The sequence below is a fragment of the Sulfitobacter sp. 1A12157 genome (assembly GCF_043557345.1).
Classification (GTDB): Bacteria; Pseudomonadota; Alphaproteobacteria; order Rhodobacterales; family Rhodobacteraceae; genus Sulfitobacter.
On the sequence record NZ_JBIFFV010000003.1, the window covers coordinates 1 to 25,399 of the forward strand.

Genomic DNA, 25,399 nt, shown 5'->3' on the forward strand with positions numbered 1-25,399 from the left:
TAGTGGGTTCCCATTCTTCATACTCCATGCAACTCTCTGTATTCGTACAGAATTTGCACTTCGTTTGTGAATCCACCGACGGAGATAAGCAAAACCGATAATCAGTATTATGTAAATAAAACGCGTCCTGAGAGGAGCTACAACGGTTTAACCCAAGGCATAACCCGCGCCACGCACGGTTCGGATCGGGTCTTCGCCGCCCTCGCGGGTCAGTGCTTTGCGCAGCCGCGCAATATGAACGTCCACGGTGCGCGTATCGACATAGATGTCGCGGCCCCAGACGTGATCGAGCAGTTGGTCGCGGCTGAACACGCGACCGGGTTTTTCCAGCAGCGTCGTCAGCAGCCGATACTCCGTCGGCCCCAGTTTCAGCTCATTGCCCGCACGGCTCACGCGATGGCGCTCCGGGTCGAGCTGGATGTCGTCAAAGCTCAGCAGCGCGCCAGCGGCTGCGGGACGTGTGCGTCGCAACTGCGTGCGCACGCGCGCCATGAGTTCGCGGAGGTTGTACGGTTTGATCACGTAGTCGTCCGCGCCGGTCTCAAGCCCTCGCACGGTATCCACTTCCTCGGAGCGTGCGGAAAGCATGATGACCGGAATGTGCCGCGTCGCCTCGCGCGATTTAAGCTGGCGGCAAACTTCGATGCCGCTCATCAAAGGCATCATCCAATCGAGGATCACCAAATCCGGCGCGGCCTCCGAGACGAGAAGCATGGCTTCTTCGCCGTCTTCGGCCCGGCGCACCTCAAAGCCTTCGGCTTCAAGGTTGTAGGCCAGTACCTCACGTTGCGCGGGTTCGTCTTCTACCAGCAGAACTTGCGGTCGTGTGACGTCCATCGTCTCAGTCCTTCGTGGTGATCGAAGTGCGGTCGGCCTTGGGACGGTCATCCTCGGGCGTTTCACCGGTCACGAGGTAGACGACCTGTTCGGCAATGGCGGTCACATGGTCGCCCATACGTTCGACGTTTTTGGCGATGAAATGCAGGTGCATACAGGCGGTGATGCTGCGCGGGTCTTCCATCATAAAGGTCAGGAATTCGCGGAAGAGCGCGTTATACATCTGGTCAACATCTTCGTCGCGGGTGATCACATCCCGCGCGAGGTCTGCGTCGCGCTGGATATAGGCGTCGAGCGCGTCTTTCAGCATCGCCTCAACCGCGCCAGCCATGCGGCGGATCGCGCCGGTGCTGTCGCTCACCGGCTCCATCTGGTTCAGGACGCTACTGCGCTTGGCCATGTTTTTCGCATAGTCGCCAATACGTTCGAGGTTGGCGCTGATCTTGATAACGCTCAGCGTCAGACGCAGGTCGATCGCCGTGGGCGCACGCAGGGCGATGACACGGGCGGCGCTTTCGTTGATCTGCTCTTCCAGCCCGTCGATGGCCTTGTCCCCTGCCCGCACCTCATTGGCGAGCTCTTCGTCGCGGGTTTCCAGCGATTGCGCGCCGCGGCGAATGGCGTCTTCGACCAGTCCGCCCATCTTGAGGATCTGCGCCTGAACGGCTTCCAGATCGCGGTCGAATGCTGATGCAATGTGTTGATCTGACATGATATTATCCAATACGGCCGGTGATGTAGCTTTCGGTGCGCGGATCTTGGGGCCGCGTGAAGATGTCGTCGGTGTCGCCATATTCCACGAGGTTGCCGAGGTGGAAAAAGGCGGTTTTCTGGCTCACCCGCGCGGCCTGTTGCATGGAGTGGGTGACGATCACGACGGAGAAGTTCTGGCGCAATTCGTCAATCAATTCCTCGACTTGCGCGGTGGCGATGGGGTCGAGAGCCGAGCATGGTTCGTCCATCAAAAGCACTTCGGGTTCGGTCGCCACGGCGCGGGCGATGCACAGGCGTTGCTGCTGGCCGCCCGAAAGGCCGGTGCCCGGGGCGTGCAGACGGTCCTTCACCTCGTTCCAGATCGCGCCCCGGCGCAGCGCCTGTTCGACGATATCATCAAGATCGGCCTTGTTGCGGGCCAGCCCGTGAATGCGCGGGCCGTAAGCCACGTTGTCGTAGATCGACTTTGGGAAGGGGTTCGGCTTTTGAAACACCATACCCACTTTGGCACGCAGCTGCACCGGGTCGACCCGCTTGTCATAGATGTCTTCACCGTCGATACGGATGTCACCGGTCACACGGGCCGCATCAATAGTGTCGTTCATCCTGTTGATACACCGCAGAAAAGTCGATTTGCCGCAACCCGAAGGGCCAATAAAGGCGGTTACGGTTTTGTCGTTGATGTCGATGTCCACGTCGCGAATGGCGTGGCTGTCACCGTAGTAGACCTGCACGTTGCGGGCCGCGATCTTGACGGGTTGGGTTGTCACGTCACTCTCCGAATATCTGTTGTCTTTCATGGTCCCGTCCTTGGTTTACCAGCGACGCTCAAAGCGGCGGCGCAGCAGCACGGCGATGGCATTCATCGTGATCAGGAACACCAGCAAGATAATGATACCGCCCCAAGCGCGTTCGTAGAAGGCCGGGTCGGCGCGTTTGGCCCATTCGTAGATCTGGGCCGGCATGGCGGAGTTCGGGGCCATGAGCCCTTCGGCGATGCTGTCGGGCGGGTTGGAGGCGATGAAGCCCACCATGCCGATCAACAGCAAAGGGGCCGTTTCGCCAAGGGCTTGGGCCAGTCCGATGATTGTGCCGGTCAGGATGCCCGGTGCCGCGAGGGGCAGCACATGGTGGAACACCGATTGCATTTTCGAGGCCCCTACCCCAAGCGCCGCGTCGCGGATCGAGGGCGGCACCGATTTCAGCGAGGCGCGGGTCGAGATGATGATCGTCGGCAGGGTCATCAGCGTCAGCACCAGACCACCCACCAGTGGGGCCGAGTTCGGCAGGTGCATGTAGTTGATGAAGACCGCAAGGCCAAGGATACCAAAGACGATCGACGGCACCGCGGCGAGGTTCGAGATGTTCACTTCGATGATGTCGGTGATCCAGTTCTTCGGTGCGAATTCTTCAAGGTAGATCGACGCGGCGACCCCGATGGGCAGCGCCAGCACCAGCACCACCAGCATCATCGCGAAAGAGCCGATCATCGACACCCCCATGCCCGCCGCTTCGGGCCGCGCGTCAGAGGCATCGGCGCCCGTGATGAAGTCGAGGTTGAACCGCTTTTCAATGCTGCCCTCGGCGACCAACGCATCCACCAGATCAAGCTGCGCGGCGCTGATGTTCTTGTCATTGGCAATGCTCTCGCGGGTCACGCGGCCCTTGAGATAGCCATCGACACGGCTGTTGGTCAGAAACTCGAACTCGGCATTCGTGCCGATCAGATCGGGGTTGGCCAAGACATAGTTGCGCAATTGCGCGGCGGCGTCTTTCGACAGGATATCGGCCATCGCCTTGGGCTTAAGATCGGTCGCGACCTCGCCCGCTTCGACCTTGTTTTCAAAGGCAGCTTTCAGCAGCGGCGCATATCCGAAGGTCGAGACCTTCTTGATGTCTTCCAAATCGCGGTTGCCGTTCTTGTCGAGCTTGTCTTCCAGCAGCGGCACGGAAAGCGTCACATAGGTCTGCTGAAACGCGCCGGTCCCGCGTGAGATGATGGTAAAGAGCAGCGTCAGCAGCATCAGCAGGCCGATCACGATGGCAATGATGCCATAGAGCTTGAAACGGCCCTCGGCGGCGTTGCGGCGTTTGGTGCGCCCGTCTTGGACCAGCAGGGAGGCTCCGCGCGGGTCGGCGATAGGGGCTGCGGGGTTGGGGATATCGCTCATTCGTACTGCTCCCGGTATTTGCGCACGATGTAGAGGGCCAGCACGTTCAGGCCCAGCGTCAGGACGAAGAGGGTCAGGCCAAGGGCGAAGGCCACCAGCGTCTCGGGGCTGGCGAAATCGCTGTCCCCGGTCAACTGGCTGACGATGCGGGTGGTGATGGTGGTCATGGCCTCCAGCGGATTGGCCGAGATGCGGGCGATGGCCCCTGCCCCCAGCACCACGATCATGGTCTCACCGATGGCGCGGCTTGCGGCCAGCAGCACAGCGCCCACGATGCCCGGCAGCGCCGCAGGCAGCACCACTTGGCGGATCGTCTCGGACTGGGTGGCACCCAAGCCGAAGGAGCCGTCGCGCAGCGATTGCGGCACCGCGTTGATGATGTCGTCCGACAGGGAGGAGACGAAGGGGATCAGCATGATGCCCATCACCAACCCGGCGGTCAGGACCGAGGTCGCCCCCGACATCCAATCGACGCCCAGAAGCCCCTCTTCCCCGCGCCCGAAGACTTGCACGAGGAACGGCCCCACGGTCAGCAGCGCGAAAAGGCCGTAGACGATCGTGGGAATGCCTGCGAGGATTTCGAGCAGCGGCTTGGCCGTGGCGCGCACCTTTGGGCCTGCATATTCACTCAGATAGATCGCGGCGAAAAGCCCGATGGGCACGGCCACCAGCAGCGCGATGAGCGAAATATAAAGCGTGCCCCAAAGCAACGGCAGGATCGACAGGTCACTGTCGCCGCGGAAATTGGGTGCCCAGGAAGAGCCGAAGAAGAAGTCGGTCCATGGATGCAAGTTGAAGAAATTGATCGTCTCGAACAGCATCGACAACACAATGCCGACGGTGGTCAGAATGGCGAGCGACGCCGCAAGGATCAGCAGCGCTTTCACGCCGCCTTCGACCCGGTTGCGGGCACGGAAGGTGGCCGTGGTTTCGCGGTAGACCATGGCCAACCCGGCCAAGGCGATCAGCGCCACGATGATGTTGCGCCAGAAATTGCCCGTGGCCGTCATCTCGCGGTAAGCCTGCGCAGCTTGCAGCACTTCGGGGCTGATCTCGGCACCCAAGGCAATGCCCTGTCCGCCCAGCCAAGCGCGCAGGTCTTCGGCTGCGGAAAGGTCGGTCGCATCGGCTGCGCTAAGCGCGCCGGAAGAGACGGCCGCGTCCAGCCCATCGGCCAGACGGCGCACATCGCTCTTGATCAGATTGACGGAGGAGCCTTCGGGCACGACCTCGGCGGGGATCATATCGACCACCGAAGATTGCACCAGCATCGGCTGGATCAGCAGCCAGAGCCCCAAAACCAAAAGCGCGGGCACCGCCACGCTCATCACCGCGTTGTAGCCGTAGTAGCTGGGCAGCGAATGTAGCTTGCGGCTGTCGCCTTGGGCAGAGGCCAAAGCTCGACGCCGCGCAAGGAAATACCCGCCCAGTGCCAGCGCCGCGATCAGGATGACCAGCGGCAGCACCGCACTTGTTGTCAGTATTTGTCCCACATGTCCCCCGGTGGATCAAAAAGCGAAAAACCGGGGGCAGTCACCCGCCCCCGGCGATAGTGGTAAAGGCTTAGGAGCCGCTGCCCATCACGGTTTCATCGGCAACCACGGACTGGGTGTCGGCCAGTTCAGGGTCCGAGACCAGACCGTATTCGGCCAACGGGCCGTCGGGGCCGGCAACTTCGTCGGCGACGAAGAACTCAGCGTATTCCTTCAGGCCGGGGATCACGCCGATGTGGGCTTTCTTGACGTAGAAAAACAGCGGGCGCGACACGGGGTAGTCACCCGAGGCAATGCTTTCGGTGGTCGGCTCGACGTTGCCCATGGTGGCAACTTGCAGCTTGTCGGTGTTGTTCTCGTAGAAGGCCAGACCGAAGACGCCGATGCCGTCTTGGTTGCTTTCGATGCGCGCCAGCGTCTCGGTGTAGTCGCCGTCGATGTCCACGGACTTGCCGTCGGTGCGCAGGCTGATGCATTCTTTCTCAGCCGCTTTCTCGTCGCCGCCCGCCCCTTCGGCGAAAACTTCAAGATCGCCGGTCTCTTCGCAGCCCGCAAGGATCACTTTTTCTTCGAAAACTTCGCGCGTGCCGTGTTTGGTGCCGGGGATGAAGGCTTGGATCGGCTGCGCAGGGAAGTCGGGGTTGACCTGATCCCATGTGGTATAGGGGTTCTCGGTCACTTCGCCATCGACGACGACTTTGGCGGAGAGGGCTTTGTACCAATCGACCGGCGTGAACGCGAAGGTCTCGCCATTGATGTCGGAGGCGAAGACGATGCCGTCATAGCCGATGCGCACTTCGATGATGTCGGTCACGCCGTTCTCGGCACAGGCCGCCACTTCGGCGTCTTTGATCTGGCGCGAGGCATTGGCCACGTCGATGGTGTTCTCGCCCACGCCTTCGCAGAAACGCTTGAGGCCAGCCGATGAGCCGCCCGATTCCACTACCGGTGTCGGGAAGTCGAAGTTCTCGCCAAAGGCTTCGGCGACGATGGAGGCATAGGGCAGCACGGTCGAGGAACCGGCAACCTGTACTTGGTCACGCGCGGCAGCGGCGGTTGCGGATACGGCGGCAATCGCCAGGGCGGAAGTGGTGAGTTTTGCGAGTGACATGATATCTCCTGTCAGATGCGAATTGGTGACCACCCCATGGTGATCTGCGCCCCGTCTATGAAGGCGGTGCTGTGCTTTTGTGACAGCAATGTTACAGTTTCATGACAGTCGGTCTGAATCACCAAATTTCTGCAAAAATCAGTCAGAACCCGCTTTCATCGGCAAAATCACGCGAAATTCGGCCCCTTCGCCGGGGGTGCTGGTGATCTTGAGCCGCCCGCGGTGGCGATTCATGATATGTTTGACGATGGCCAGACCCAGCCCCGTTCCGCCGAGGGCGCGGCTGCGGTGGCTGTCGACCCGGTAGAACCGTTCGGTCAGCCGCGGCAGGTGGATCGCGTCGATCCCGGGGCCATGGTCGCGCACGCTTACGTAGACTGCGGGGCCACGCATCGCCGGGTCATGGGCCGTGTGTGCGACCGAAATCTCGACCCGGTTGTCGCGCCCGCCGTATTTGATCGCGTTCTCGATAAGGTTGGTAAAGACCTGCACCAACTGATCTGCATCGCCCAGCACAGAGGCCGGTGCATCGCCCAGTTTGGGCGCCAGCGTCACATTGCTGTCCACCGCCAGCGGCGCGAGGTTGCGCAGCGTGCCGCGCAGCACATCGCGCAGATCAACCGGCGCCTCGGGGCGCACGCGCTCTTCGGCTTCGACCCGGCTGAGCGACAAAAGCTCGCCCACCAGCCGGTTCATCCGTTCGGCCTCTTGCGCCATGATCCCCAGAAACCGCTCGCGCGCCGCCGTGTCGTTGCGTGCCGGGCCTTGTAGCGTCTCAATGAACCCGATGAGCGCGGTGAGCGGGGTGCGCAGCTCATGGCTCACGTTGGCCACGAAATCGCGGCGCATCTGGCCTGCCTGCGCCATCTCCGTCACATCGTTGAAACTGAGCAGGACAATCCCGTGGTCCCCCACCGGGCGCAGGCTGACGTCATAGGTGGTGCCATGTTCGCCGCCGATGCTGGTAAAGCGCGCTTGGCAGGGGCCCGCGCCCGCGAGACAGCGCTCGACCGCTTCGACCAGCCCCGGTTGGCGCAGCGCGGTGACGAAATGGCGGCCCAGCAGCCCCTTGCCCAGCAAATCCTCGGCGGGCGCGTTCAGAACGGTGATCCGCTCTTCGGCATTGATGGCAACGCTTGGCAGCGGCAGGGCCGCCACCACATCGGAAAGGGTTACGGCGGTGCTGCCCATGTCAGAGCGGTTCAAGATCGCAGCGGAAGCGCGCGGCGTTCTCGGCATAGTGTTTGGCACTCGCGGTCAGCCGCTGGATCGCCTGCGCATCAAGCTCACGCACCACTTTGCCCGGCACGCCCATGACGAGCGACCCATCGGGGATCACCTTGTTTTCGGTGATCAGCGCCCCTGCCCCGATCAGGCAGTTTTTGCCGATCTTGGCACCGTTCAGCACCGTGGCCCCCATGCCGATCAGAGTGTTGTCGCCGATGGTGCAGCCATGCAGCATGACCTTATGGCCGATGGTGCAATCTTCGCCCACAGTCAGCGGATAGCCCATATCGGTGTGAAAGACGCAGTTCTCCTGCACATTGCTGCCGCGCCCCACGGTGATCATCTCATTGTCGCCGCGCAGGGTGCTGCCGAACCAGACAGAGGTTTCGGGGCCGAGTGTCACCTTGCCGATCACATTGGCATCAGGCGCGACCCAGGCATCGGGGGAGACTTCGGGGCGGGCATCGGCGAGGGCGTAGAGGGTCATTTCAATTCCTCGAATTCGGATTGCAGACGGCGAACGTGATCCTTGATGGCGGGCTGTTGGCTCAGCCGCAGCCGGGCGGCGGTGATGATGGATTTCAGCCGCGCCTCGGTTTGGTCGAGATCGTCGTTGACGAGCACAAAGTCATAGCCGTCCCAGTGGCTGATCTCATCCCAACTTTTGCCCATGCGCTTGGCGATGGTGGCGGCATCGTCCTGCCCCCGGCTCTCCAAACGGCGTTTCAATTCGGTGATCGAGGGCGGCAGCAGGAAGATCGACAGCGTGTGCGTGTTCAGATCCGAGTTGCGGATCTGCTGTGCGCCCTGCCAGTCGATGTCGAAAAGAATGTCCTGCCCCTCACTGATCGCTGCCTGCACGGGGGCTTTGGGGGAGCCGTAGAAATTGCCAAAGACATGGGCGTGTTCCAGCATTTCGCCCTCAGCCACGGCCTGCCGGAACTCCTCTTCGCCGACAAAGCGGTAATCCTTGCCGTCCTCTTCGCCCGGACGGGGGGCGCGGGTGGTGGCGGAGACCGAGAAGTTGATCGTCGGATCCCATGCGCGCAGGGCGCGGGCCATGGTCGATTTGCCCGCCCCGGAGGGGGAACTGAGGATGATCAGAAGGCCGCGTCGGCTTGGGTTTGTCACGTCTTACTCCACATTTTGCACTTGTTCGCGCATTTGGTCGATCACCGCCTTCAGGGCCAGACCGACGGTCGTCAATTCGGTGCTCTGCGCCTTGGAACAGAGCGTGTTGGCTTCGCGGTTGAACTCCTGCATCAGGAAATCCAGCTTGCGCCCAACCGGCCCGCCCTGCCCGATCAGCGCGCGCGCGGCGGCGACATGGGCGGCAAGGCGGTCGATCTCTTCGGTGACATCGGCTTTGACCGCGATCAGGGCCAGCTCCTGCGCCACCCGGTCCGCATCCGCGCCCTCGCTGTTGTCGAGCACGCGCGCCAGGTTGCGGCGCAATTGGGCAGCGGTCTCTTCCTTGCGGGCCTCGGCCAAGGCTGCGGCTTCGGCGGCGAGGTTTCCGATCTCGGTCAACTGCTCTTGCATCACACGGGCCAGCGCCGCGCCTTCCTGCGCGCGCATCTCGTTGAAATCACGCAACAGGGTCGGGACTTCCGCCAGCAAAGCGGCGCGCAGCGCGCCGATGTCCTGCGCCTGATCGGCCTGTTCCAGCACGCCGCGCATGGTCAGAATGTCGCTCGCCCGCGAGGGCGCCAGCGACACACCGGCATCCATCGCACGGGCTTCGATCTCATGCAGGGCCGTTAACAGCGTGTCGACATGCGCCTCGTTGATCTGCAAGCTGCCGTCACTGTCGGCCGAGGAAATGCGCAGGTTGCAGGTGATATTACCCCGCGCCACCTTTGCCGAAATCTGCTTGCGCAGGGCGGCCTCGAGCCCCTCAACCCAATCGGGCACGCGCAGCCGCAGGTCGAGCCCCTTGCCGTTGACCGCGCGCAGCTCCCAAGACCAGCTCCAACCCTCCAAAGCGCCGGATGCTGAGGCGAAACCTGTCATGGACCTGATCATCGGCGCGTTCCTTGCGAGGGCGGACATGCCCTGCCTTACGGCGAAACCCCCGCGAGGGGCAAGCCCCCGGCCCCTCGGTCCGGCGGTTCGCGTGGCGCAAGCGTTAACCACTTCAGCGAAAGCGGGACGAATTCCTTAACCGCCTGCGGTATTAATGATTTGGTAATGTTTTCGGCCGCATTGTGCCGCTGTCGTTGCAAGAACGGCTGCTGTATTGGCCTAGTCCTTAGGGGTGAGTTTCGATGGGCAATACAAGCCACACCGCGCAGAATGTTGTCGCCATGTCAGATCATCGGACGCATGTTGGCTATGGCCCGCTGGCACAGGTCGAAGCCTATTGGGAAGCCCTGCGCGGCAACAGATTGATGCCGCGGCGGTCGGATATCGACCCGCGCGGAATCGAACAGGCATTGCATTACGCCTTCATCCTCGAACGGGTCGCCGTGGGCGTCGGACGGTTGCGGATCGCGGGCGGCCATCTGCGTGACCTCATGGGGATGGAGGTGCGGGGTATGCCGATCACCGCCTTTTTCAGCACAGAGGCGCGCCCCTGCGTCAGCGAGGCGCTGGAAGAAGTGTTTCAGATGCCGGGCCAGACCACGCTGCACTTGAGCGCAGCGGCGGCCTATGGGCGGCCTGCGTTGACGGGGCGGATGTTGCTCTTGCCGCTAAAAAGCGATTTGGGCGATGTCAGCCGGGTGCTGGGCTGTCTCGTCGTGCTGGGGCAGATCGGCCAAACCCCGCGGCGCTTCGGTCTGGCGCAGGCCACGCGGCACAGCGCCTTTGGGCGGCTGGCCAAACCTGTGCGCTTTGCCGATCCGCTGCATGATCCGCTTTTGCCACGCGACACCGGTTTTGCAGAGCCAAAAGCGCGCTTCACCACCGCCCCGCCGGGTGACATCCCGCCCTATCTCCATCTGGTGAAGTCAGAGCAGGAATAGCCCGTCCGCCGCCCTCGGAACGCGAAAACGCCGCCTCGGAAAACGGGACGGCGTTTCTTTTGTCACAATCAAGTGCAGGCCGAAGCGGTTACCCGGCGGCCCGCGCCGTCTGGGCCACGCGGCGGTTCGACAGTTCCTCGGCCACGAGGAAGGCCAGTTCCAGCGACTGGCTGGCGTTTAGCCGCGGGTCGCAGGCTGTGTGGTAACGGTCCGACAGGTCTTCGTCGCTGACCGCCCGCACACCGCCGGTGCATTCGGTCACGTCTTGGCCGGTCATCTCGAAATGCACACCGCCGGGGACGGAGCCTTCGGCGTTATGCACGGCAAAGAACTCATGCACTTCGCGCAGCACGGAATCGAAAGGCCGGGTCTTGTAGCCCGTCGAGGATTTGATCGTGTTCCCGTGCATCGCGTCACAGGTCCAGACGACATTGGCGCCCTCTTCCTGAACGGTCTTGATCAAACGCGGCAGGTGATCGCCCACCTGCCCCGCACCAAAGCGCGAGATCAGGGTGAGACGGCCCTCTTCATTCTCGGGGTTCAGCTTGGCCATCAACTGTTTGAGGTCATCGCTGGTCATCGAGGGGCCACATTTCAGGCCGATCGGGTTTTGCACGCCGCTGGCAAACTCCACATGCGCCCCGTCGGGCTGTCGCGTGCGGTCGCCGATCCAGATCATGTGACCCGAGCCTGCAAGCCACTTGCCGGTCTGGCTGTCGCGGCGGCAAAGCGCCTCCTCATACTCCAACAGCAGCGCCTCGTGGCTGGTGTAGAACTCCACAGATTGCAGCGTATGCGCGGTTTCGGCAGTGACCCCGGCGGCGGCCATGAAATCAAGCGTGTCGGAGATGCGGTTGGCGATCTCGCGGTATTTCTCGGCCTTTTCGTCGTCGGTGAACCCCAGTGTCCAGCCGTGGACCTGATGCACGTCGGCGTAACCCCCGGTCGAAAACGCGCGCAACAGGTTCAGCGTGGCGGCGGCCTGCGTATAGGCGCGCAGCATCTTCTGCGGGTCGGGGATACGCGCCGCTTCGTTGAAGGCCAGATCGTTGATAATGTCGCCGCGGTAGCTGGGCAGTTCCACGCCATCCACCACTTCGGTCGGGGCCGAGCGCGGCTTGGCGAATTGGCCGGCCATGCGCCCCAGTTTGATCACCGGCACCTTGGCCCCATGGGTCAGCACGATGGCCATCTGCAACATCACCTTGAAGGTGTCGCGAATGGCGTCCGAGCTGAATTGCTCAAAGCTCTCGGCACAGTCGCCGCCCTGCAAAAGGAAGGCGTCGCCACGGCCCGCGGCCGCCAGATGTTTCTTCAACCGGCGGGCTTCGCCTGCAAAAACGAGGACCGGATAGCGTGCCAACTGTGCCTCAACCGCTTCCAATGCGGCTTGGTCAGGGTAATCGGGCATCTGGACGCGCGGTTTGCTGCGCCAGCTCGAGGTGCTCCAGTCTGTCATCTTTCTACTCCGCTCCACAGCGCCGAGTGTCGGCGCTTCGTGATCTTTCTCTATACAAAGGCGCGGGGAAAGTGACCAGAACCGAAATGCGCCCTATTGACGTGGCGACAGGCCCGTGGGCAATGTTTCCGGCAAGTTCTGGCGGCCATGGCACATGTCGGCAGAGACGACCTGAAGAGAAAGACGCCGTGATGTCCCAACCGCGCCCGGCCACCCGCATGCCCCCCCAGACCGACAAGCCGCGGCGCTTCGTCTTTGTGTTGTTGGAGAATTTCACGCTGCTGAGTTTCGCCTCGGCGGTGGAATGTCTGCGGATCACCAACCGTATGCTCGAACGCGAGGTCTATGAATGGCGGGTCGTGGGCGAAAGCGGTGAGACCTGTGCAAGCTCCTCCGGCGCGGTTTTCGCGCTGGACGGCGGGCTTGAGGAGTTGGGCCGCGACGATACCATCATGATCTGCGGCGGCATCGGCGTGCAGGCCGCGACCACCAAAAAGCTGCTGGCATGGCTGCGCCGCGAGGCGCGCAAGGGGCTGGTTGTCGGCGGGCTGTGCACCGCGGCGCATACGCTGGCCAAGGCGGGGCTGCTCGACGGCAAACGCGCGACGATCCACTGGGAGAATCAGGACAGTTTCGGCGAGGAATTCGAAGAGGTCATTCTGACGAAATCTGTCTTCGTGGTCGACGGCAACCGGCTGACCACGGCGGGCGGCACCTCTTCTTTGGACATGATGCTGAAACTCATCGCCGATGATCACGGTGAGGAGACAGCCAATGCCGTGGCGGATCAGCTCATTTATTCCTCGATCCGCACCGACCAAGACACGCAACGCCTGTCGGTGCCCACGCGAATCGGCGTGCGGCATCCCAAGCTTTCCCAAGTGATCCAGCAGATGGAGCGCAACATCGAAGAGCCGATCAGCCCCTCCATCCTCGCCCGTGACGTGGGCATGTCGACCCGGCAGCTAGAGCGTTTGTTTCGCCGCTACCTCAACCGCAGCCCAAAGCGGTATTATATGGAGCTGCGGCTACAAAAGGCGCGCAACCTGTTGATGCAAACGGATATGAGCGTGATCAACGTGGCACTGGCCTGCGGCTTTGCCTCGCCCTCGCATTTTTCGAAATGCTACCGGGCGCACTACCAGACCACGCCCTATCGCGAACGCGGCAGCCAATCCACCCGGCAGCCCGCCTGAGGGTCAGGGCGTGATCCGGTAGACGGTGCCGTTGACCTCTGAGATGAACCAGATCCCGCCCTCCGGCCCTTCGACGACATCGCGCACGCGGGCGGTCTCGGCGGTTTTGATCTGCGCCACCTCTTCCAGCGGCGTGCCGCTTAGCCGGGCGATATAGTCGAACTTGAGCGAGCCGACAAAGATATCACCCTCCCATTCAGGGAAAAGCGCGCCGGAATAGACCATCAGCCCCGCAGGCGCGATGGAGGGATCCCAATAGAATTCGGGCTGTGCCATGCCCTTTTTCGCCCTGCCCTCACCGATCTTCGCGCCCGAATAGTGTTCCCCGTAGGAAATCACGGGCCAGCCGTAATTCGTGCCCTTGGTGATGCGGTTCACCTCATCCCCGCCCTTGGCACCGTGTTCCGACACCCAAAGCCGCCCCTCCAGATCCAGCCCCGCCCCTTGCGGGTTGCGATGGCCGTAGGACCAGATTTCGGGCAGCACGTCGGGCGTGTCGACAAAGGGATTGTCATCGGGGACAGAGCCGTCGCGGTTCACGCGGATGATGCTGCCATTATGGGTGCTGCGGTCCTGCGCCGCCGGACGATCGCCGCGTTCGCCTATGGTCACCAGCAGCGTGCCATCCGGCGCTTCGACCACGCGCGAGCCGAAATGCTGGCCGCCGTTGCTGCCCGGTTTCATGGCGAAAAGCTCGGTCAGGTTTTCCAGACTGCGGGCATCCTCTGACAGGCGCGCGCTGGCCAAGGCGGTCCCCGCGCCGCCGCCTTCTTGGGGTTTGGCATAGGTGAGGAACAGCAGGCGGCTCTGTGCGAAATCCCCGGCCAAGGTGATGTCCAACAGGCCGCCCTGCCCGACCACGGCCACCTCCGGCAGGCCCGAGACCTCATGCCCAGTGTCGTCCTTTTGGTAGATCAACCGCCCGGCCTTCTCTGTCACCAACAGACCGCCACCGGGCAAGGGGGCAACGCCCCAAGGGGCTTCCAGACCATCGGCCATCGGGGTGATCGTGAGACCGCTCTCAGCTATGGCGGCGCCTGCGGCGCAAAGGCTGCCGAGGCTGATGAAGGCGGCGGAGGCGAGGTGTTTTGCGCGGCTCATGGGAAGGCTCCTTTGGGCATGGGGGCTTGGATCAAGACATAGCCAGCGCACCGCCCATTTCCACCATCGCTGCCGGTCCACGCGAAAACCCGCCCGCGAAAAACACTTTATAAATCGCCTTTTCTTTTTCGAAACCACGACCTAACGTTCGATCAGAACGAGAGTTCAACTAAGGGAGAGTACCAAATGAAAAAAATACTGATGGCCACAACGGCCGTTGCTCTGCTCGCCACTGGCGCGCAGGCGGAGGACACCAAAATCGGCATTCTGCTGGGCTTCACCGGCCCGCTGGAATCGCTGGCCAATGACATGGCTGCCGGTGCCGAATTGGCGATTTCCGAGGTTAACGAGAGCGGCCTGTTCCTCGACGGCGCCACCGTGACTTCCGAGCGTGGCGACACCGGCTGCATCGACGCGGGCCTTGCCGTGGCCTCGGCTGAGCGTCTGATCACCTCCGACCGCGTGAGCGGCATCGTGGGCGGTATGTGCTCGGGTGAGACGACCGCCTCGCTGCAAAACGTCGCCATTCCGAACGGTATCGTGATGATCTCGCCCTCCGCGACATCCCCGGCGTTGTCGACGGTTGAAGACAACGGTCTGTTCTTCCGCACCTCGCCGTCGGACGCCCGTCAGGGTCAGGTCATGGCCGACATCCTGAACGACCGTGGCATCAAGGAAGTCGCCGTCACCTATACCAACAACGACTATGGTAAAGGTTTGGCCGACAGCTTTGAGACCGCCTATAAAGAATCCGGCGGCACCGTGACCATCAACACCTCGCATGAAGACGGCAAAGCGGACTACTCCGCAGAAGTCGGCGCGCTGGCCTCTGCCGGTGGTGAGGTTCTGGTCGTGGCAGGCTATGTCGACCAAGGTGGCGCGGGCATCGTGAACGGCGCGCTGGACGCTGGCGCATTCGACACCTTCATGTTCCCCGACGGCATGGTTTCCGACACGCTGGAAGAGAAATTCGCCGAGATCGCGGATGGCTCCTTTGGTCAGAACCCCAGTGCGGCGGGCGAAGGCCCCGACAACTACAAGAAGATGGGCAAGGAAGCCGGTTTTGAGCCGACCAACGCCTTCTCGCCTGAATCCTACGACGCGGCGGCGCTGATGCTGCTGGCGATGCAGGCGGCAGGCTCCAACGATCCGGCGGCGTATAAGGAAAAGGTGATGGAAGTCGCCAACGCCCCGGGTGAGAAAATCCTGCCGGGTGAACTGGGCAAAGCGCTTCAGATCATCAAAGACGGCGGCGACGTGGACTATGTCGGTGCCTCGGCGGTCGAGCTGATCGGTCCGGGCGAGAGCGCGGGCAACTACCGCGAGATCGAGATGAAGGACGGCAAGATGGTCACGGTCGGCTACCGCTGATCCGCGTCACCATCTAACCGCTATGAAAGGCCCGGTTGCAGTGCGATCGGGCCTTTTGCTTAGGAAATCGGCTTTTCTTCCGCGCGGGCAGCCAGTACAAATCCCCTATTGAGGACGTGGAAAACACGTCCCGTCTGGGAGGACAGGATGAAAAAGCAACGTATGGCCGTCTCGGTCAGGGCTTTGGGCATGTATTTTGCTGAACGTAATTTCGGCGATGCGGCGCAATCTGCCTCTGACAAGGCAACGCAAGGCTTTCTTCAGATCAGGGCCGCAGCGGTCCCTTCCAAGATTCTCAGCACATTGTAAACTGGTATGGCGGCGCGCATCTGCCTGCGCGGCCCATATGACGACCAATAAAAACCAGCCACAAGGTGGCGGACACGGGGATGGACATATGATCGTCGTAGACGACGTACACAAACACTTCGGCGGGTTTCACGCCGTCGACGGGGCAAGCCTGTCGATTGAGAAAGGATCGATCACCGGTTTGATCGGTCCCAATGGCGCGGGGAAAACCACGCTGTTCAACGTAATTGCCGGCGTGCTTCAGCCCACCTCGGGCCGCGTCACCATGGACGGGGAGGACATCACCGGCCTGCCCCCGCATGAGCTGTTCCACAAGGGGCTTCTGCGCACTTTCCAGATCGCGCATGAGTTTTCTTCGATGTCCTGTCGCGAGAACCTGATGATGGTGCCGGGCAACCAGTCGGGCGAGACGCTGTGGAACACATGGTTCGGCACCAAGCGCATCGCCAATGAGGAACGCGCGCTGAAGGCCAAGGCCGACGAGGTGCTGGAGTTTCTGACCATCGAACATCTGGCCGAGCAGAAGGCGGGCCAGATCTCGGGCGGGCAGAAAAAGCTGCTGGAACTTGGCCGCACCATGATGGTCGACGCCAAGATCGTCTTTCTGGACGAGGTCGGCGCGGGCGTGAACCGCACGCTGCTAAACACCATCGGCGACGCGATCATTCGCCTCAACCAAGAGCGCAACTACACCTTCGTTGTGATCGAGCATGACATGGATTTCATTGGCCGCCTTTGCGACCCGGTGATCTGCATGGCCGAGGGCCACGTTCTGGCCGAAGGCACGCTGGATGAGATCAAGGCGAACGAACAGGTGATCGAGGCCTATCTCGGCACCGGGCTGAAGAACAAGGACAAGGTAGGCGCATGAGCAATGATCCCTACGGCGACCGCGGCAACAAAGATTGGTCGGTCGGCAACGCAAAGGGCCAAGGCAGTATCATGCCCAAGGCCAGCGGCAAAACCCACCCCGCCCCCGGCGGCCCCTTCCTGATCGGTGACGGCATGACGGCGGGCTACGGCAACGGCCCCGACATCCTGCATGATTGCACCATCGCGGTGGACCGCGGCGAGATCGCGGTGATCGTTGGCCCCAACGGGGCGGGCAAATCCACCGGCATGAAGGCGGTTTTCGGCATGCTCGATATGCGCAAGGGCCATGTGCGGCTGGATGGTGAAGACATCACCGAACTCAGCCCGCAGGACCGTGTGGCCAAGGGCATGGGTTTCGTGCCCCAGACCTCGAACATCTTCACCTCCATGTCGGTCGAAGAGAACCTTGAGATGGGCGCTTTCATCCGCCGCGATGACTTTCGCGATACGATGGCGCAGGTCTATGACCTTTTCCCGATCCTCAAGGAAAAGCGCCATCAGGCGGCGGGCGAGCTTTCTGGCGGGCAACGCCAGCAGGTGGCCGTGGGCCGCGCGCTGATGACCCAGCCCAAGGTGCTGATGCTGGATGAGCCGACGGCGGGTGTCTCGCCCATCGTCATGGACGAGCTTTTCGACCGCATCATCGAGGTCGCCCGCACCGGCATCCCGATCCTGATGGTCGAACAAAACGCCCGGCAGGCGCTTGAGATCGCGGACAAAGGCTATGTGCTTGTGCAGGGGGCGAATGCCTTTACCGGCACCGGCAAAGAGCTTTTGGCCGATCCTGAAGTCCGCAAATCGTTTCTGGGGGGCTGAACATGGATCTGCTCAACGCTTTCATTGCACTTTCGAACTATGTTCTCATTCCGGGCATCGCCTATGGCTCGCAACTGGCGCTCGGCGCGCTTGGCGTGACGCTGGTCTACGGCATCCTGCGCTTCTCCAACTTCGCCCATGGCGACACGATGGCCATGGGGACCATGGCGACGATCCTGATGACTTGGCTGTTCCAGTCCATGGGCCTCAGTTTGGGCGTGCTGCCCACGGCGCTTCTTGCCCTGCCCTTCGGCATCGCCTTTACCATGCTGCTGGTGCTCGGCACCGACAGGGTGGTCTACAAGTTCTACCGTGAGCAAAAGGCCAAACCGGTGATCCTCGTGATCGTCTCGCTTGGCGTGACCTTCATCTACAACGGGATCACCCGCTTCATCATCGGCGCGGACGACCAGAACTTCCTCGACGGGCAGCGCTTCATCATGTCGGCGCGTGATTTCAAAGAGATGACCGGGCTTGATGAAGGTCTGGCCTTCAAGACCACCCAAGGCATCACTATCGTCACCGCGATCATCGTTGTGGCGCTGCTGTTTTGGTTCCTCAACAAGACGCGGGCGGGCAAATCCATGCGCGCCTATTCCGATAACGAGGATCTGGCGCTCTTGTCGGGCATCAACCCCGAGCGTGTGGTGATGATCACATGGATGATCGTGGCCGCCTTGGCGACCATCGCAGGCACGCTTTACGGCCTTGATAAGTCGTTCAAACCCTTCACCTATTTCCAGCTTCTGCTGCCGATCTTCGCGGCGGCCATCGTCGGCGGGCTCGGCTCTCCGGTGGGGGCCATTGCGGGCGGTTTCGTGATCGCATTCAGCGAGGTCACGATCACCTACGCGTGGAAAAAGGTGCTGGGCTATGTGATGCCCGAAGGGTTGCAGCCGGACGGCTTGGTGCAGCTCATGAGCACGGATTACAAATTTGCGGTCAGTTTCGTCATTCTTCTGATCGTTCTGCTGATCAAGCCCACCGGCCTGTTCAAGGGGAAATCGGTATGACCCAGACTGTGAAAAACACGATCCTTTTCGCGATCATCGCCCTGATGATCATCTACACCGGCTTTGCCCAAAGCTGGAATTCGGCTCTGCTGATCATCGCCATGGGTCTGATCTCTTCGATCATGGCGCTTGGGGTGAACCTGCAATGGGGCTTTGCGGGGCTGTTCAACGTGGGCGTCATGGGGTTTGTGGCGCTTGGCGGTCTGGCGGCTGTGCTGGTCTCCATGCCCCCGACCGAGGGCGCTTGGTCCACCGGTGGTTTCGCCATTCTGGGGGCGCTGGCGCTTGGGGCGGCTACCGTGGTGGCGGCGGTCATGCTGATGAAACGCATGGCCCGGGGCACGCTGCGCACGCTTTCGGTGATCGCGGTCTTGGTCATCGGTTTCTTCATCTTCCGCGCCCTGCTCGACCCCGCCGTTCAGGCGGTCGAGGCGATCAACCCGGCCCAGACCGGCTATCTCGGGGGGCTTGGCCTGCCGGTGCTGATCTCTTGGCCCGTGGGCGGCCTCTTTGCCGCTGGCGCGGCGTGGCTGATCGGCAAGACGGCCCTTGGCCTGCGGTCGGACTATCTGGCGATTGCGACGCTGGGGATTGCCGAGATCATCATCGCGGTGCTGAAGAACGAAGACTGGATGAGCCGCGGCGTGAAGAACGTGATCGGCCTGCCCCGCCCTGTTCCTTATGAGATCGACCTGCAAAACAACCCCGCCTTCGTGGAACGTGCGGCGGGCCTTGGCTTTGACCCCGTAGACGCCTCGACGCTTTGGGTCAAACTGCTCTATATCGCGCTCTTCGCGGCGGTGCTGATCGTCCTGTTGTGGATGAGCCAGCGTGCGCTGCATTCCCCATGGGGCCGGATGCTGCGTGCGATCCGTGACAACGAAGTCGCGGCAGAGGCCATGGGCAAAGACGTGACCGCGCGGCATTTGCAGGTCTTCATCCTTGGCTCCGCGATCTGCGGAATCGCGGGGGCGATGATGACGACGATGGACAGTCAGTTGACGCCCGGCACCTACCAGCCGCTGCGCTTTACCTTCCTCATTTGGGTGATGGTGATCGTCGGCGGCTCGGGCAACAACTTCGGCGCGATCCTTGGCGGCTTCCTGATCTGGTTCCTCTGGGTGCAGGTCGAGCCGATGGGCCTGTGGCTGATGAACCTGATCACAGCGGGCATGTCCGAAGGATCGGCCCTGAAGGCCCATCTGATCGAGAGCGCGGCGCATATGCGGCTTTTGACCATGGGCATCGTGCTGCTTCTGGTCCTGCGTTTCAGCCCACGCGGATTGATCCCCGAGCGGTAAATTCGGCTGAGATTTACGATATAAAAAGGGGCGCGGTCACAATACCGCGCCCCTTTTTCACTTCTCAGGCCGCGTCAGCGCCCCTTGAACAATCCGCCCAAGATGCCGCGCACGATCCGGCGCCCGGTGGTGCCTTTCAGCTCTTTGATCACCGCGCTCGCGATGGCATCGCCGAAACCATCCGTCGCCTTGCGGCTTGACCGGCTGCCGCCGCTGCGTGCCCCGCCATAGCGGCGGGCCTTCTGGAACTCACGCGCGGCTGCGTCCTCGGCCTCAGCCGCGGCTTCGATCTTTTCCGCCTCTTTGGCCGCCGCCTCCGCGCGGGCCTTCAGCATTTCATAGGCCGACTCGCGGTCCTGCACGGTCTCGTATTTCCCTGCCAGATCGGAGTCCGCCAGCACCGCCGCACGCTCTGCCACGGTAATCGGACCGAGCCGCGAAGACGGGGGGCGGATCAAGGTACGCTCCACCACGCCCGGCACGCCCTTGCGTTGCAGCATGGAGGTCACGGCCTCGCCCACGCCGACCTCGCGGATCGCCTCTTCGGTGTCGAAGCGCGGGTTCTCGCGGTAGGTCTCGGCGGCTTGGCGCAGTTCCTTACGGTCCCGCGCGGTAAAGGCACGTAGCGCGTGTTGGATGCGGTTGCCAAGCTGGCCGAGGATATCGTCGGGCACATCGGCGGGGTTCTGGGTGACGAAATAAACCCCGACGCCTTTGGAGCGGATGAGCCGCGCCACCTGTTCCACCTTATCGACCAGCGCCTTGGGCGCATCGTCGAACAGCAGATGTGCCTCGTCAAAGAAGAACACGAGTTTCGGTTTGTCGGGGTCGCCCACCTCGGGCAGTTCCTCAAACAGTTCGGACATGAGCCACAAAAGGAAGGTGGCATAGAGTTTGGGCGAAGCCATGAGCTTGTCAGCGGCGAGGATGTTGATCCGCCCGCGCCCTTCGGCATCGCAGCGCATAAGGTCCGAGAGTGCCAGCGCCGGTTCGCCAAACAACTGCGCGCCGCCTTGGTTTTCCAGCACCAGCAGCCGCCGTTGAATGGTGCCGACGGAGGCGGTCGAGACATTGCCATAGCGCAGCGCCAAGTCCTTTGCATTCTCGCCGACCCAGACCAGTAGGGATTGCAGGTCTTTCAGGTCCAAAAGCGGCATCCCTTCCTCATCGGCCACGCGGAAGGCGATGTTCAGGATGCCCTCCTGCGCCTCCGACAGGCTGAGCAACTGCGCGATGAGCAGCGGTCCCATCTCGGAAACCGTGGTGCGGACGGGGTGGCCCTGCGCGCCAAAGAGATCCCAAAAGGTGACCGGGAAGGATTGATAGCGATAGTCGTCAAAGCCGATCTTGGCCGCGCGTTCGGTGAAAGCGCCGTGCAATTTTGCGGCCTCACTCCCCGCGACGGCAAGGCCGGACAGATCGCCCTTCACATCCGACAGGAACACCGGCACCCCGGCATTGGCAAAGCCCTCGGCAAGGATTTGCAGCGTCACTGTTTTGCCCGTGCCCGTCGCCCCCGCGATCAGCCCGTGGCGGTTGGCATAGCCAAGATCGAGGAATTGCTTAGTCGCATGGTCGGGACCGCCGCCGCCGATAAAGATGTCACTGCTCACGCTAGGGCCTTTCTGTCAATTTTAGCCATTCGTCCGTTCCACCAGAGCATACAAACTTAACCTTTGCGCGCCATAGTGAAGGCATCCCGCCCGCATGTCCTTTCATCGGGTGGGTGTACTTCCTCCCTGTTAGACTTGGCCGCGCCTTCGGGTGCGGCCCTTTTTCTGCCGTAGGTCGTGCTAAAACCCTGACAGATTGTCGCATTTTTCCTGTTGACCGGCATCACGCGCTTGCCTAACGTGGCATTAATAAGTCGGCCCAGTCCGACGGGGAGAAAGTACACGGAAAGGGGGCGCGCTGCGTCCCCTTTTGCATTTCTGGTCGTTAAGCTTCTGACATTACGGGAAAACCGCGATCATGGGGTCGGCATGAAATTGCCCGAACCACGATTGAAATGCGGCCCAAGCCGCTGACAATCCTCAGGCGGCGTGGTAAGGGGCGGTAACGCAACAAATGTGGATATGACATGAGCAAGTTTATGACCGCCCTGCCGCTTTGTGCAGCGCTTGCACTGACGGCCCCGATGACGGCTTTCGCCCAGACCGCCACGGAAGAAGACACCGCCCAGACCGAAGAGCAGCAGCCCCAGCCCGGCACCAGCGGCAATGCCGCCCAGATCGAAGAGCAGCTGAGCCTTGGCGAAGATGCGGACAAAGACCCCGATTTGGGCAAGCCCTACACCAAGAAAGAGATCGGTTCCTGGGAGATGCGCTGCATCAAGACCGAGGAAGAGGTCGACCCCTGCCAGATGTATCAACTCCTCGCCGATGGTGAAGGCGCGCCGGTTGCCGAAGTCTCGCTCTTCCGTCTGCCGGATGGGGGACAGGCCAAGGCCGGTGCCACGGTTGTCGTCCCGCTTGAGACCGCCCTGCCCGCGCAGCTGACCCTGTCGGTCGACGGTGGCAAGGCCCGCCGCTACCCCTATGCCTTCTGCAACCCCGTGGGCTGCTATGTACGCATGGGCCTGACCGATGCCGATATCGGTGCCTTCAAACGCGGCAAAGAAGCGGTGATGACCATCGTGCCCGCGCTGGCCCCGGATCAGGAAGTGAAACTGACCCTCTCGCTCGACGGCTTCACCGCCAGCTACGACGAAGTCTCGGTGATCGAACAGTAAGACCGGATTTTACCGATTTGGATGCCGCGCCCGACCTCGGGGGCGGCATTTTTTATGGCCGCGCGTCGCTTCGGTGCGTCGCTCAGGCGCGGCGCAGCGCCAGCACGGCATTCATCCCGCCAAAGGCGAAAGCATTGCTGAGCGCCACATCGACCTGCGCATCGCGCGCTTCATTGGGCACCACGTCGAGCGCGCATTCGGGGTCGGGTTCCTCATAGCCGATGGTCGGCGCAATCACCCCGTCGCGCAGCGCCATGATACAGGCCAAAAGCTCAACCGCGCCGGTGCCACCGATGATATGGCCATGCATTGATTTGGTGGAAGAGATCATCAACCGGTCCGCATGGGTGCCGAAGACATCCGCCACGGCGGCACATTCGGTCTTGTCATTCGCCGCGGTCCCGGTGCCATGGGCGTTGATATAGCCGACCTCTTCGCGATTGATGCCCGCGTCGGCCAGCGCCCCTTCCATGGCCCGCGCGGCCCCGGCCTTGGAGGGCATGACGATGTCACTGGCATCCGAGGTCATGGCGAAACCGGCCACTTCGCAGAGGATCTCGGCCCCCCGCGCCCGGGCGTGGTCATAGTCTTCAAAGACAAAGACCCCCGCGCCCTCGCCCTGCACCATTCCGTTGCGATTGGCCGAGAAGGGGCGGCAGGCATCGCGACTCATCACGCGCAGCCCTTCCCATGCTTTCACCCCCCCGAAGCAAAGCATGGATTCCGATCCGCCCGTCACCATCACCGGGCTCATGCCGGAGCGGACCATGGCAAAGGCCTGCGCCATGGCGTGGTTCGACGAGGCACAGGCGGTGGAGACGGTGAAGGACGGCCCGCGCAGGTTCCATTCCATGCTGACATGGCTGGCCGCGGCGTTGTTCATCAGCTTGGGCACCACGAAGGGATGCACCCGATTTTTGCCCTCTTCGTAAACCGCGCGGTAATTGTCGTCCCAAGTGGAGACCCCGCCCCCCGCCGTGCCCAGCACCACCCCGGCGCGGGCGGCCAACTCATCGGTGAAGGTCAGGCCCGATTGCTCGATCGCCTCGCGGGCGGCGGTGAGGGTGAATTGCGTGAACCGATCATAAAGCGCGATTTGCTGGCGGTTGTAGCGGCCCTCGGCCTCGAACCCGCGCACCTGACCGCCGATGCGGATGGCCAGCCGCTCCACATCCCGGAACTCCAGCGGGCCGATCCCGCATTTGCCCTCGCGCATGGCCGCCAGCGTCTCAGGCACCGACAGGCCCAGAGCGTTGATCGTGCCCGCGCCGGTGATGACAACGCGCCGCATCGCTTAGCTCTGTTCGGCTTGCAGCCGCTCCACCCCGGCGACGATGCTGCGCACGGTCGAGATGTCGAAATCGCTCTCGCTGGGGCTGTTGGCGTTGAAAGGTACGTTGATGTCGAATGTCTCTTCAATCGCAAAGATGCATTCCACGACACCCATGCTGTCGATCCCGAGGTTTTCGAGCGTGCTGTCGAGCGTGACATTCTCTGGCTCGATCATGGCCTGTTCGGCGAGGATGGTAATGACCTGATCCTGAGTGCTCATGCGGCGTCCCCCAACATATGTCCGCGGCAGGTTTAGTCAGCTTTGTCGGCTTTGGAAACCACCTTTTGCAGGGCCGCGACATCACGCAGCAACTTGGGCAACCGGCGCAGCGCTTTGTAGATTTCGGTTTGCTTGCTCATCTGGGTGGCGGGGTAGCCTAGCATGGTGCGCCCCTCGGGCACGTTGGACAGCACAATGGTCCCGCCGCCCGCAATAACCCGATCACCAATGGTGATATTGTCGGCCAGACCGACCTGCCCGCCGAGCACCACATTGTCGCCCACGCGGGTCGAGCCGCCAACGCCTGCCTGCCCGCAGAGCAGGCAGTTTTTGCCAATCACCGCGTTGTGACCGATATGCACGAGGTTGTCGATTTTCGTGCCGTCGCCGACCTGCGTGTCCCGAATGGTGCCGTTGTCGATGGTAGAGCCCATGCCCATTTCCACATTCGCGCCGATACTCACGGCGCCGAGCGAATGGATACGGGTCCAAGGCTGGGGCGCGGCATCGCCCTGATCACCCAGCGTTTGCCGCGCGCTTTCCACGGTGGAAAGTTCGGCCGTCACGAAAGAGAAACCGTCGCCGCCCAAGCGCACGCCCGATTGAGCGATGAAACCCGATCCGATGGTGACCCGCGCGCCGATGCTGACATGTTCGCGCAGGAAACAGCCCTCGCCCAATGTCGCATCCACGCCGACAAAACACAGCGGCCCGATGACGCTGCCCGCGCCGATCCGCGCCCCGGCTGAGATCACCGCCAAGGGGCCGACAGAGACGCCCTCGCCCAGCAGGGCCTCGGGGTCGATCACGGCGGTGGGGTGAATGCCCGCCTTGAACCCCTGCCCCTTGTCGAGCATCCGCGTGACGCCGGATAGCGCATAGCGCGGGCGGTTGGGCAGGATCGCGGCCTTGAGGCCCAGAGCGCGCCAATCGGCCCCTTCCCAAAGCATCGCCACTTCGGCGGCCCCGTCCGAAAGGCTGCTGGCATATCGCGGGTCCATCGCCAGTGCCATTTCGCCCGATTTGGCGCTGGCGGGTTCGGCGACGCCGCTTACCTTGAGTTCGATGTCGCCCTCGGCGCTAGCGCCGACGGCTTTGGCGATTTGCTGAACACTATAGGTCATTTCGGGCGGCCCTTACTTGTTGCGCGCCCGAGAG

At 62.2% G+C, this 25,399-nt stretch carries 25 protein-coding genes; 9 read left to right on the forward strand and 16 right to left on the reverse strand.

Going from position 1 to position 25,399, the window contains the following annotated elements:
* Window positions 1–147: 147 nt before the first annotated feature.
* The 10 genes from phoB to ACGYLC_RS06635 form a co-directional block, all read right to left on the reverse strand.
* Complete coding sequence (gene phoB / locus ACGYLC_RS06590) at window positions 148–837, reverse strand: phosphate regulon transcriptional regulator PhoB (protein WP_394403478.1); 690 nt, start codon at window positions 835–837, stop codon at window positions 148–150.
* Window positions 838–841: 4 nt separating this feature from the next.
* The gene (phoU, locus tag ACGYLC_RS06595) at window positions 842–1,549 is read right to left on the reverse strand and encodes a phosphate signaling complex protein PhoU (RefSeq protein ID WP_067628605.1); all 708 of its coding nucleotides are present in this window, start codon (window positions 1,547–1,549) and stop codon (window positions 842–844) included.
* A 4-nt stretch (window positions 1,550–1,553) separates the two neighbouring features.
* Window positions 1,554–2,351: a phosphate ABC transporter ATP-binding protein PstB gene (gene pstB / locus ACGYLC_RS06600; RefSeq protein ID WP_394403477.1), complete on the reverse strand. Its 798-nt coding sequence runs from the start codon at window positions 2,349–2,351 to the stop codon at window positions 1,554–1,556.
* 15 nt (window positions 2,352–2,366) lie between these two features.
* Window positions 2,367–3,722, reverse strand: coding sequence for a phosphate ABC transporter permease PstA (pstA, locus tag ACGYLC_RS06605; RefSeq protein ID WP_394403476.1), 1,356 nt, complete (start codon window positions 3,720–3,722; stop codon window positions 2,367–2,369).
* On the reverse strand, window positions 3,719–5,215 hold the full coding sequence (gene pstC, locus ACGYLC_RS06610) for a phosphate ABC transporter permease subunit PstC (RefSeq protein ID WP_394422254.1): 1,497 nt from the start codon (window positions 5,213–5,215) through the stop codon (window positions 3,719–3,721). The genes pstA and pstC overlap by 4 nt, the downstream gene beginning before the upstream one ends.
* Before the next feature lie 70 nt (window positions 5,216–5,285).
* The gene (locus ACGYLC_RS06615; RefSeq protein WP_394422255.1) at window positions 5,286–6,326 is read right to left on the reverse strand and encodes a substrate-binding domain-containing protein; all 1,041 of its coding nucleotides are present in this window, start codon (window positions 6,324–6,326) and stop codon (window positions 5,286–5,288) included.
* A gap of 138 nt (window positions 6,327–6,464) precedes the next feature.
* On the reverse strand, window positions 6,465–7,517 hold the full coding sequence (locus tag ACGYLC_RS06620) for an ATP-binding protein (RefSeq protein ID WP_394422574.1): 1,053 nt from the start codon (window positions 7,515–7,517) through the stop codon (window positions 6,465–6,467).
* Window position 7,518: 1 nt separating this feature from the next.
* Window positions 7,519–8,040, reverse strand: coding sequence for a gamma carbonic anhydrase family protein (locus ACGYLC_RS06625; RefSeq protein ID WP_394422256.1), 522 nt, complete (start codon window positions 8,038–8,040; stop codon window positions 7,519–7,521).
* Window positions 8,037–8,684, reverse strand: coding sequence for a guanylate kinase (gene gmk / locus ACGYLC_RS06630; protein ID WP_394403471.1), 648 nt, complete (start codon window positions 8,682–8,684; stop codon window positions 8,037–8,039). The genes ACGYLC_RS06625 and gmk overlap by 4 nt, the downstream gene beginning before the upstream one ends.
* Before the next feature lie 3 nt (window positions 8,685–8,687).
* Window positions 8,688–9,578 carry a YicC/YloC family endoribonuclease gene (locus ACGYLC_RS06635; RefSeq protein WP_394422257.1) on the reverse strand — a complete coding sequence of 297 codons (891 nt, stop codon included), beginning with the start codon at window positions 9,576–9,578 and terminating at the stop codon, window positions 8,688–8,690.
* 281 nt (window positions 9,579–9,859) lie between these two features.
* Here ACGYLC_RS06635 and ACGYLC_RS06640 point away from each other — a divergent pair, with 281 nt between their 5' ends.
* Window positions 9,860–10,519 (forward strand): PAS domain-containing protein, encoded by a 660-nt coding sequence (locus tag ACGYLC_RS06640; protein ID WP_394422258.1) that lies wholly within the window; start codon window positions 9,860–9,862, stop codon window positions 10,517–10,519.
* Between the two features lie 88 nt (window positions 10,520–10,607).
* Here the strand turns inward: ACGYLC_RS06640 and ACGYLC_RS06645 are convergent, their stop codons facing one another.
* Complete coding sequence (locus ACGYLC_RS06645; RefSeq protein ID WP_394403468.1) at window positions 10,608–11,978, reverse strand: class II 3-deoxy-7-phosphoheptulonate synthase; 1,371 nt, start codon at window positions 11,976–11,978, stop codon at window positions 10,608–10,610.
* A 191-nt stretch (window positions 11,979–12,169) separates the two neighbouring features.
* Here ACGYLC_RS06645 and ACGYLC_RS06650 point away from each other — a divergent pair, with 191 nt between their 5' ends.
* Window positions 12,170–13,174: a GlxA family transcriptional regulator gene (locus ACGYLC_RS06650; RefSeq protein WP_394403467.1), complete on the forward strand. Its 1,005-nt coding sequence runs from the start codon at window positions 12,170–12,172 to the stop codon at window positions 13,172–13,174.
* A gap of 3 nt (window positions 13,175–13,177) precedes the next feature.
* Here ACGYLC_RS06650 and ACGYLC_RS06655 read toward each other — a convergent pair whose 3' ends face one another.
* Window positions 13,178–14,275 (reverse strand): PQQ-dependent sugar dehydrogenase, encoded by a 1,098-nt coding sequence (locus ACGYLC_RS06655; protein WP_394422259.1) that lies wholly within the window; start codon window positions 14,273–14,275, stop codon window positions 13,178–13,180.
* A 186-nt stretch (window positions 14,276–14,461) separates the two neighbouring features.
* On the opposite strand from ACGYLC_RS06655, the gene ACGYLC_RS06660 reads away from it, so the two are divergent.
* The 6 genes from ACGYLC_RS06660 to ACGYLC_RS06685 all read left to right on the forward strand — a co-directional run bounded on the left by ACGYLC_RS06660 (window position 14,462) and on the right by ACGYLC_RS06685 (window position 19,958).
* Window positions 14,462–15,646: an ABC transporter substrate-binding protein gene (locus ACGYLC_RS06660; RefSeq protein ID WP_394403465.1), complete on the forward strand. Its 1,185-nt coding sequence runs from the start codon at window positions 14,462–14,464 to the stop codon at window positions 15,644–15,646.
* A 147-nt stretch (window positions 15,647–15,793) separates the two neighbouring features.
* Complete coding sequence (locus ACGYLC_RS06665) at window positions 15,794–15,955, forward strand: hypothetical protein (RefSeq protein WP_394422260.1); 162 nt, start codon at window positions 15,794–15,796, stop codon at window positions 15,953–15,955.
* Window positions 15,956–16,043: 88 nt separating this feature from the next.
* On the forward strand, window positions 16,044–16,826 hold the full coding sequence (locus ACGYLC_RS06670; RefSeq protein ID WP_067266791.1) for an ABC transporter ATP-binding protein: 783 nt from the start codon (window positions 16,044–16,046) through the stop codon (window positions 16,824–16,826).
* A complete protein-coding gene (locus ACGYLC_RS06675) occupies window positions 16,823–17,644 on the forward strand; it encodes an ABC transporter ATP-binding protein (RefSeq protein WP_271687269.1) in 822 nt (273 codons plus the stop codon). Before ACGYLC_RS06670 ends, ACGYLC_RS06675 begins: the two co-directional genes overlap by 4 nt.
* 2 nt (window positions 17,645–17,646) lie before the next feature.
* Window positions 17,647–18,657, forward strand: a complete 1,011-nt coding sequence (locus ACGYLC_RS06680) for a branched-chain amino acid ABC transporter permease (protein WP_394403463.1) — start codon at window positions 17,647–17,649, stop codon at window positions 18,655–18,657.
* On the forward strand, window positions 18,654–19,958 hold the full coding sequence (locus ACGYLC_RS06685; RefSeq protein WP_394422261.1) for a branched-chain amino acid ABC transporter permease: 1,305 nt from the start codon (window positions 18,654–18,656) through the stop codon (window positions 19,956–19,958). The genes ACGYLC_RS06680 and ACGYLC_RS06685 overlap by 4 nt, the downstream gene beginning before the upstream one ends.
* A gap of 74 nt (window positions 19,959–20,032) precedes the next feature.
* Here the strand turns inward: ACGYLC_RS06685 and ACGYLC_RS06690 are convergent, their stop codons facing one another.
* Complete coding sequence (locus ACGYLC_RS06690) at window positions 20,033–21,571, reverse strand: helicase HerA-like domain-containing protein (RefSeq protein WP_394422262.1); 1,539 nt, start codon at window positions 21,569–21,571, stop codon at window positions 20,033–20,035.
* Between the two features lie 467 nt (window positions 21,572–22,038).
* On the opposite strand from ACGYLC_RS06690, the gene ACGYLC_RS06695 reads away from it, so the two are divergent.
* Window positions 22,039–22,689, forward strand: a complete 651-nt coding sequence (locus ACGYLC_RS06695; RefSeq protein WP_394422263.1) for an invasion associated locus B family protein — start codon at window positions 22,039–22,041, stop codon at window positions 22,687–22,689.
* An 82-nt stretch (window positions 22,690–22,771) separates the two neighbouring features.
* On the opposite strand, the gene ACGYLC_RS06700 is transcribed toward ACGYLC_RS06695, so the two are convergent.
* The 3 genes from ACGYLC_RS06700 to lpxD are packed head-to-tail and all read right to left on the reverse strand — an operon-like array spanning window position 22,772 to window position 25,365.
* A complete protein-coding gene (locus tag ACGYLC_RS06700) occupies window positions 22,772–23,980 on the reverse strand; it encodes a beta-ketoacyl-[acyl-carrier-protein] synthase family protein (protein ID WP_394422264.1) in 1,209 nt (402 codons plus the stop codon).
* 3 nt (window positions 23,981–23,983) lie between these two features.
* Window positions 23,984–24,241, reverse strand: a complete 258-nt coding sequence (locus tag ACGYLC_RS06705; protein WP_394422265.1) for an acyl carrier protein — start codon at window positions 24,239–24,241, stop codon at window positions 23,984–23,986.
* Window positions 24,242–24,273: 32 nt separating this feature from the next.
* Complete coding sequence (lpxD, locus tag ACGYLC_RS06710; protein WP_394422266.1) at window positions 24,274–25,365, reverse strand: UDP-3-O-(3-hydroxymyristoyl)glucosamine N-acyltransferase; 1,092 nt, start codon at window positions 25,363–25,365, stop codon at window positions 24,274–24,276.
* Window positions 25,366–25,399: the final 34 nt, after the last annotated feature.

Excerpts from the sequence above, each read along its gene's own strand:
- phoB (WP_394403478.1), bottom strand. The coding sequence starts at position 837 with ATGGACGTCACACGACCGCAAGTTCTGCTGGTAGAAGACGAACCCGCG.
- phoU (WP_067628605.1), bottom strand. The coding sequence starts at position 1,549 with ATGTCAGATCAACACATTGCATCAGCATTCGACCGCGATCTGGAAGCC.
- pstB (WP_394403477.1), bottom strand. The coding sequence starts at position 2,351 with ATGAAAGACAACAGATATTCGGAGAGTGACGTGACAACCCAACCCGTC.
- pstA (WP_394403476.1), bottom strand. The coding sequence starts at position 3,722 with ATGAGCGATATCCCCAACCCCGCAGCCCCTATCGCCGACCCGCGCGGA.
- ACGYLC_RS06615 (WP_394422255.1), bottom strand. The coding sequence starts at position 6,326 with ATGTCACTCGCAAAACTCACCACTTCCGCCCTGGCGATTGCCGCCGTA.
- ACGYLC_RS06620 (WP_394422574.1), bottom strand. The coding sequence starts at position 7,517 with ATGGGCAGCACCGCCGTAACCCTTTCCGATGTGGTGGCGGCCCTGCCG.
- ACGYLC_RS06625 (WP_394422256.1), bottom strand. The coding sequence starts at position 8,040 with ATGACCCTCTACGCCCTCGCCGATGCCCGCCCCGAAGTCTCCCCCGAT.
- ACGYLC_RS06635 (WP_394422257.1), bottom strand. The coding sequence starts at position 9,578 with ATGATCAGGTCCATGACAGGTTTCGCCTCAGCATCCGGCGCTTTGGAG.
- ACGYLC_RS06640 (WP_394422258.1), top strand. The coding sequence starts at position 9,860 with ATGTCAGATCATCGGACGCATGTTGGCTATGGCCCGCTGGCACAGGTC.
- ACGYLC_RS06645 (WP_394403468.1), bottom strand. The coding sequence starts at position 11,978 with ATGACAGACTGGAGCACCTCGAGCTGGCGCAGCAAACCGCGCGTCCAG.
- ACGYLC_RS06650 (WP_394403467.1), top strand. The coding sequence starts at position 12,170 with ATGTCCCAACCGCGCCCGGCCACCCGCATGCCCCCCCAGACCGACAAG.
- ACGYLC_RS06655 (WP_394422259.1), bottom strand. The coding sequence starts at position 14,275 with ATGAGCCGCGCAAAACACCTCGCCTCCGCCGCCTTCATCAGCCTCGGC.
- ACGYLC_RS06660 (WP_394403465.1), top strand. The coding sequence starts at position 14,462 with ATGAAAAAAATACTGATGGCCACAACGGCCGTTGCTCTGCTCGCCACT.
- ACGYLC_RS06665 (WP_394422260.1), top strand. The coding sequence starts at position 15,794 with ATGAAAAAGCAACGTATGGCCGTCTCGGTCAGGGCTTTGGGCATGTAT.
- ACGYLC_RS06670 (WP_067266791.1), top strand. The coding sequence starts at position 16,044 with ATGATCGTCGTAGACGACGTACACAAACACTTCGGCGGGTTTCACGCC.
- ACGYLC_RS06675 (WP_271687269.1), top strand. The coding sequence starts at position 16,823 with ATGAGCAATGATCCCTACGGCGACCGCGGCAACAAAGATTGGTCGGTC.
- ACGYLC_RS06680 (WP_394403463.1), top strand. The coding sequence starts at position 17,647 with ATGGATCTGCTCAACGCTTTCATTGCACTTTCGAACTATGTTCTCATT.
- ACGYLC_RS06685 (WP_394422261.1), top strand. The coding sequence starts at position 18,654 with ATGACCCAGACTGTGAAAAACACGATCCTTTTCGCGATCATCGCCCTG.
- ACGYLC_RS06695 (WP_394422263.1), top strand. The coding sequence starts at position 22,039 with ATGAGCAAGTTTATGACCGCCCTGCCGCTTTGTGCAGCGCTTGCACTG.
- ACGYLC_RS06700 (WP_394422264.1), bottom strand. The coding sequence starts at position 23,980 with ATGCGGCGCGTTGTCATCACCGGCGCGGGCACGATCAACGCTCTGGGC.
- ACGYLC_RS06705 (WP_394422265.1), bottom strand. The coding sequence starts at position 24,241 with ATGAGCACTCAGGATCAGGTCATTACCATCCTCGCCGAACAGGCCATG.
- lpxD (WP_394422266.1), bottom strand. The coding sequence starts at position 25,365 with ATGACCTATAGTGTTCAGCAAATCGCCAAAGCCGTCGGCGCTAGCGCC.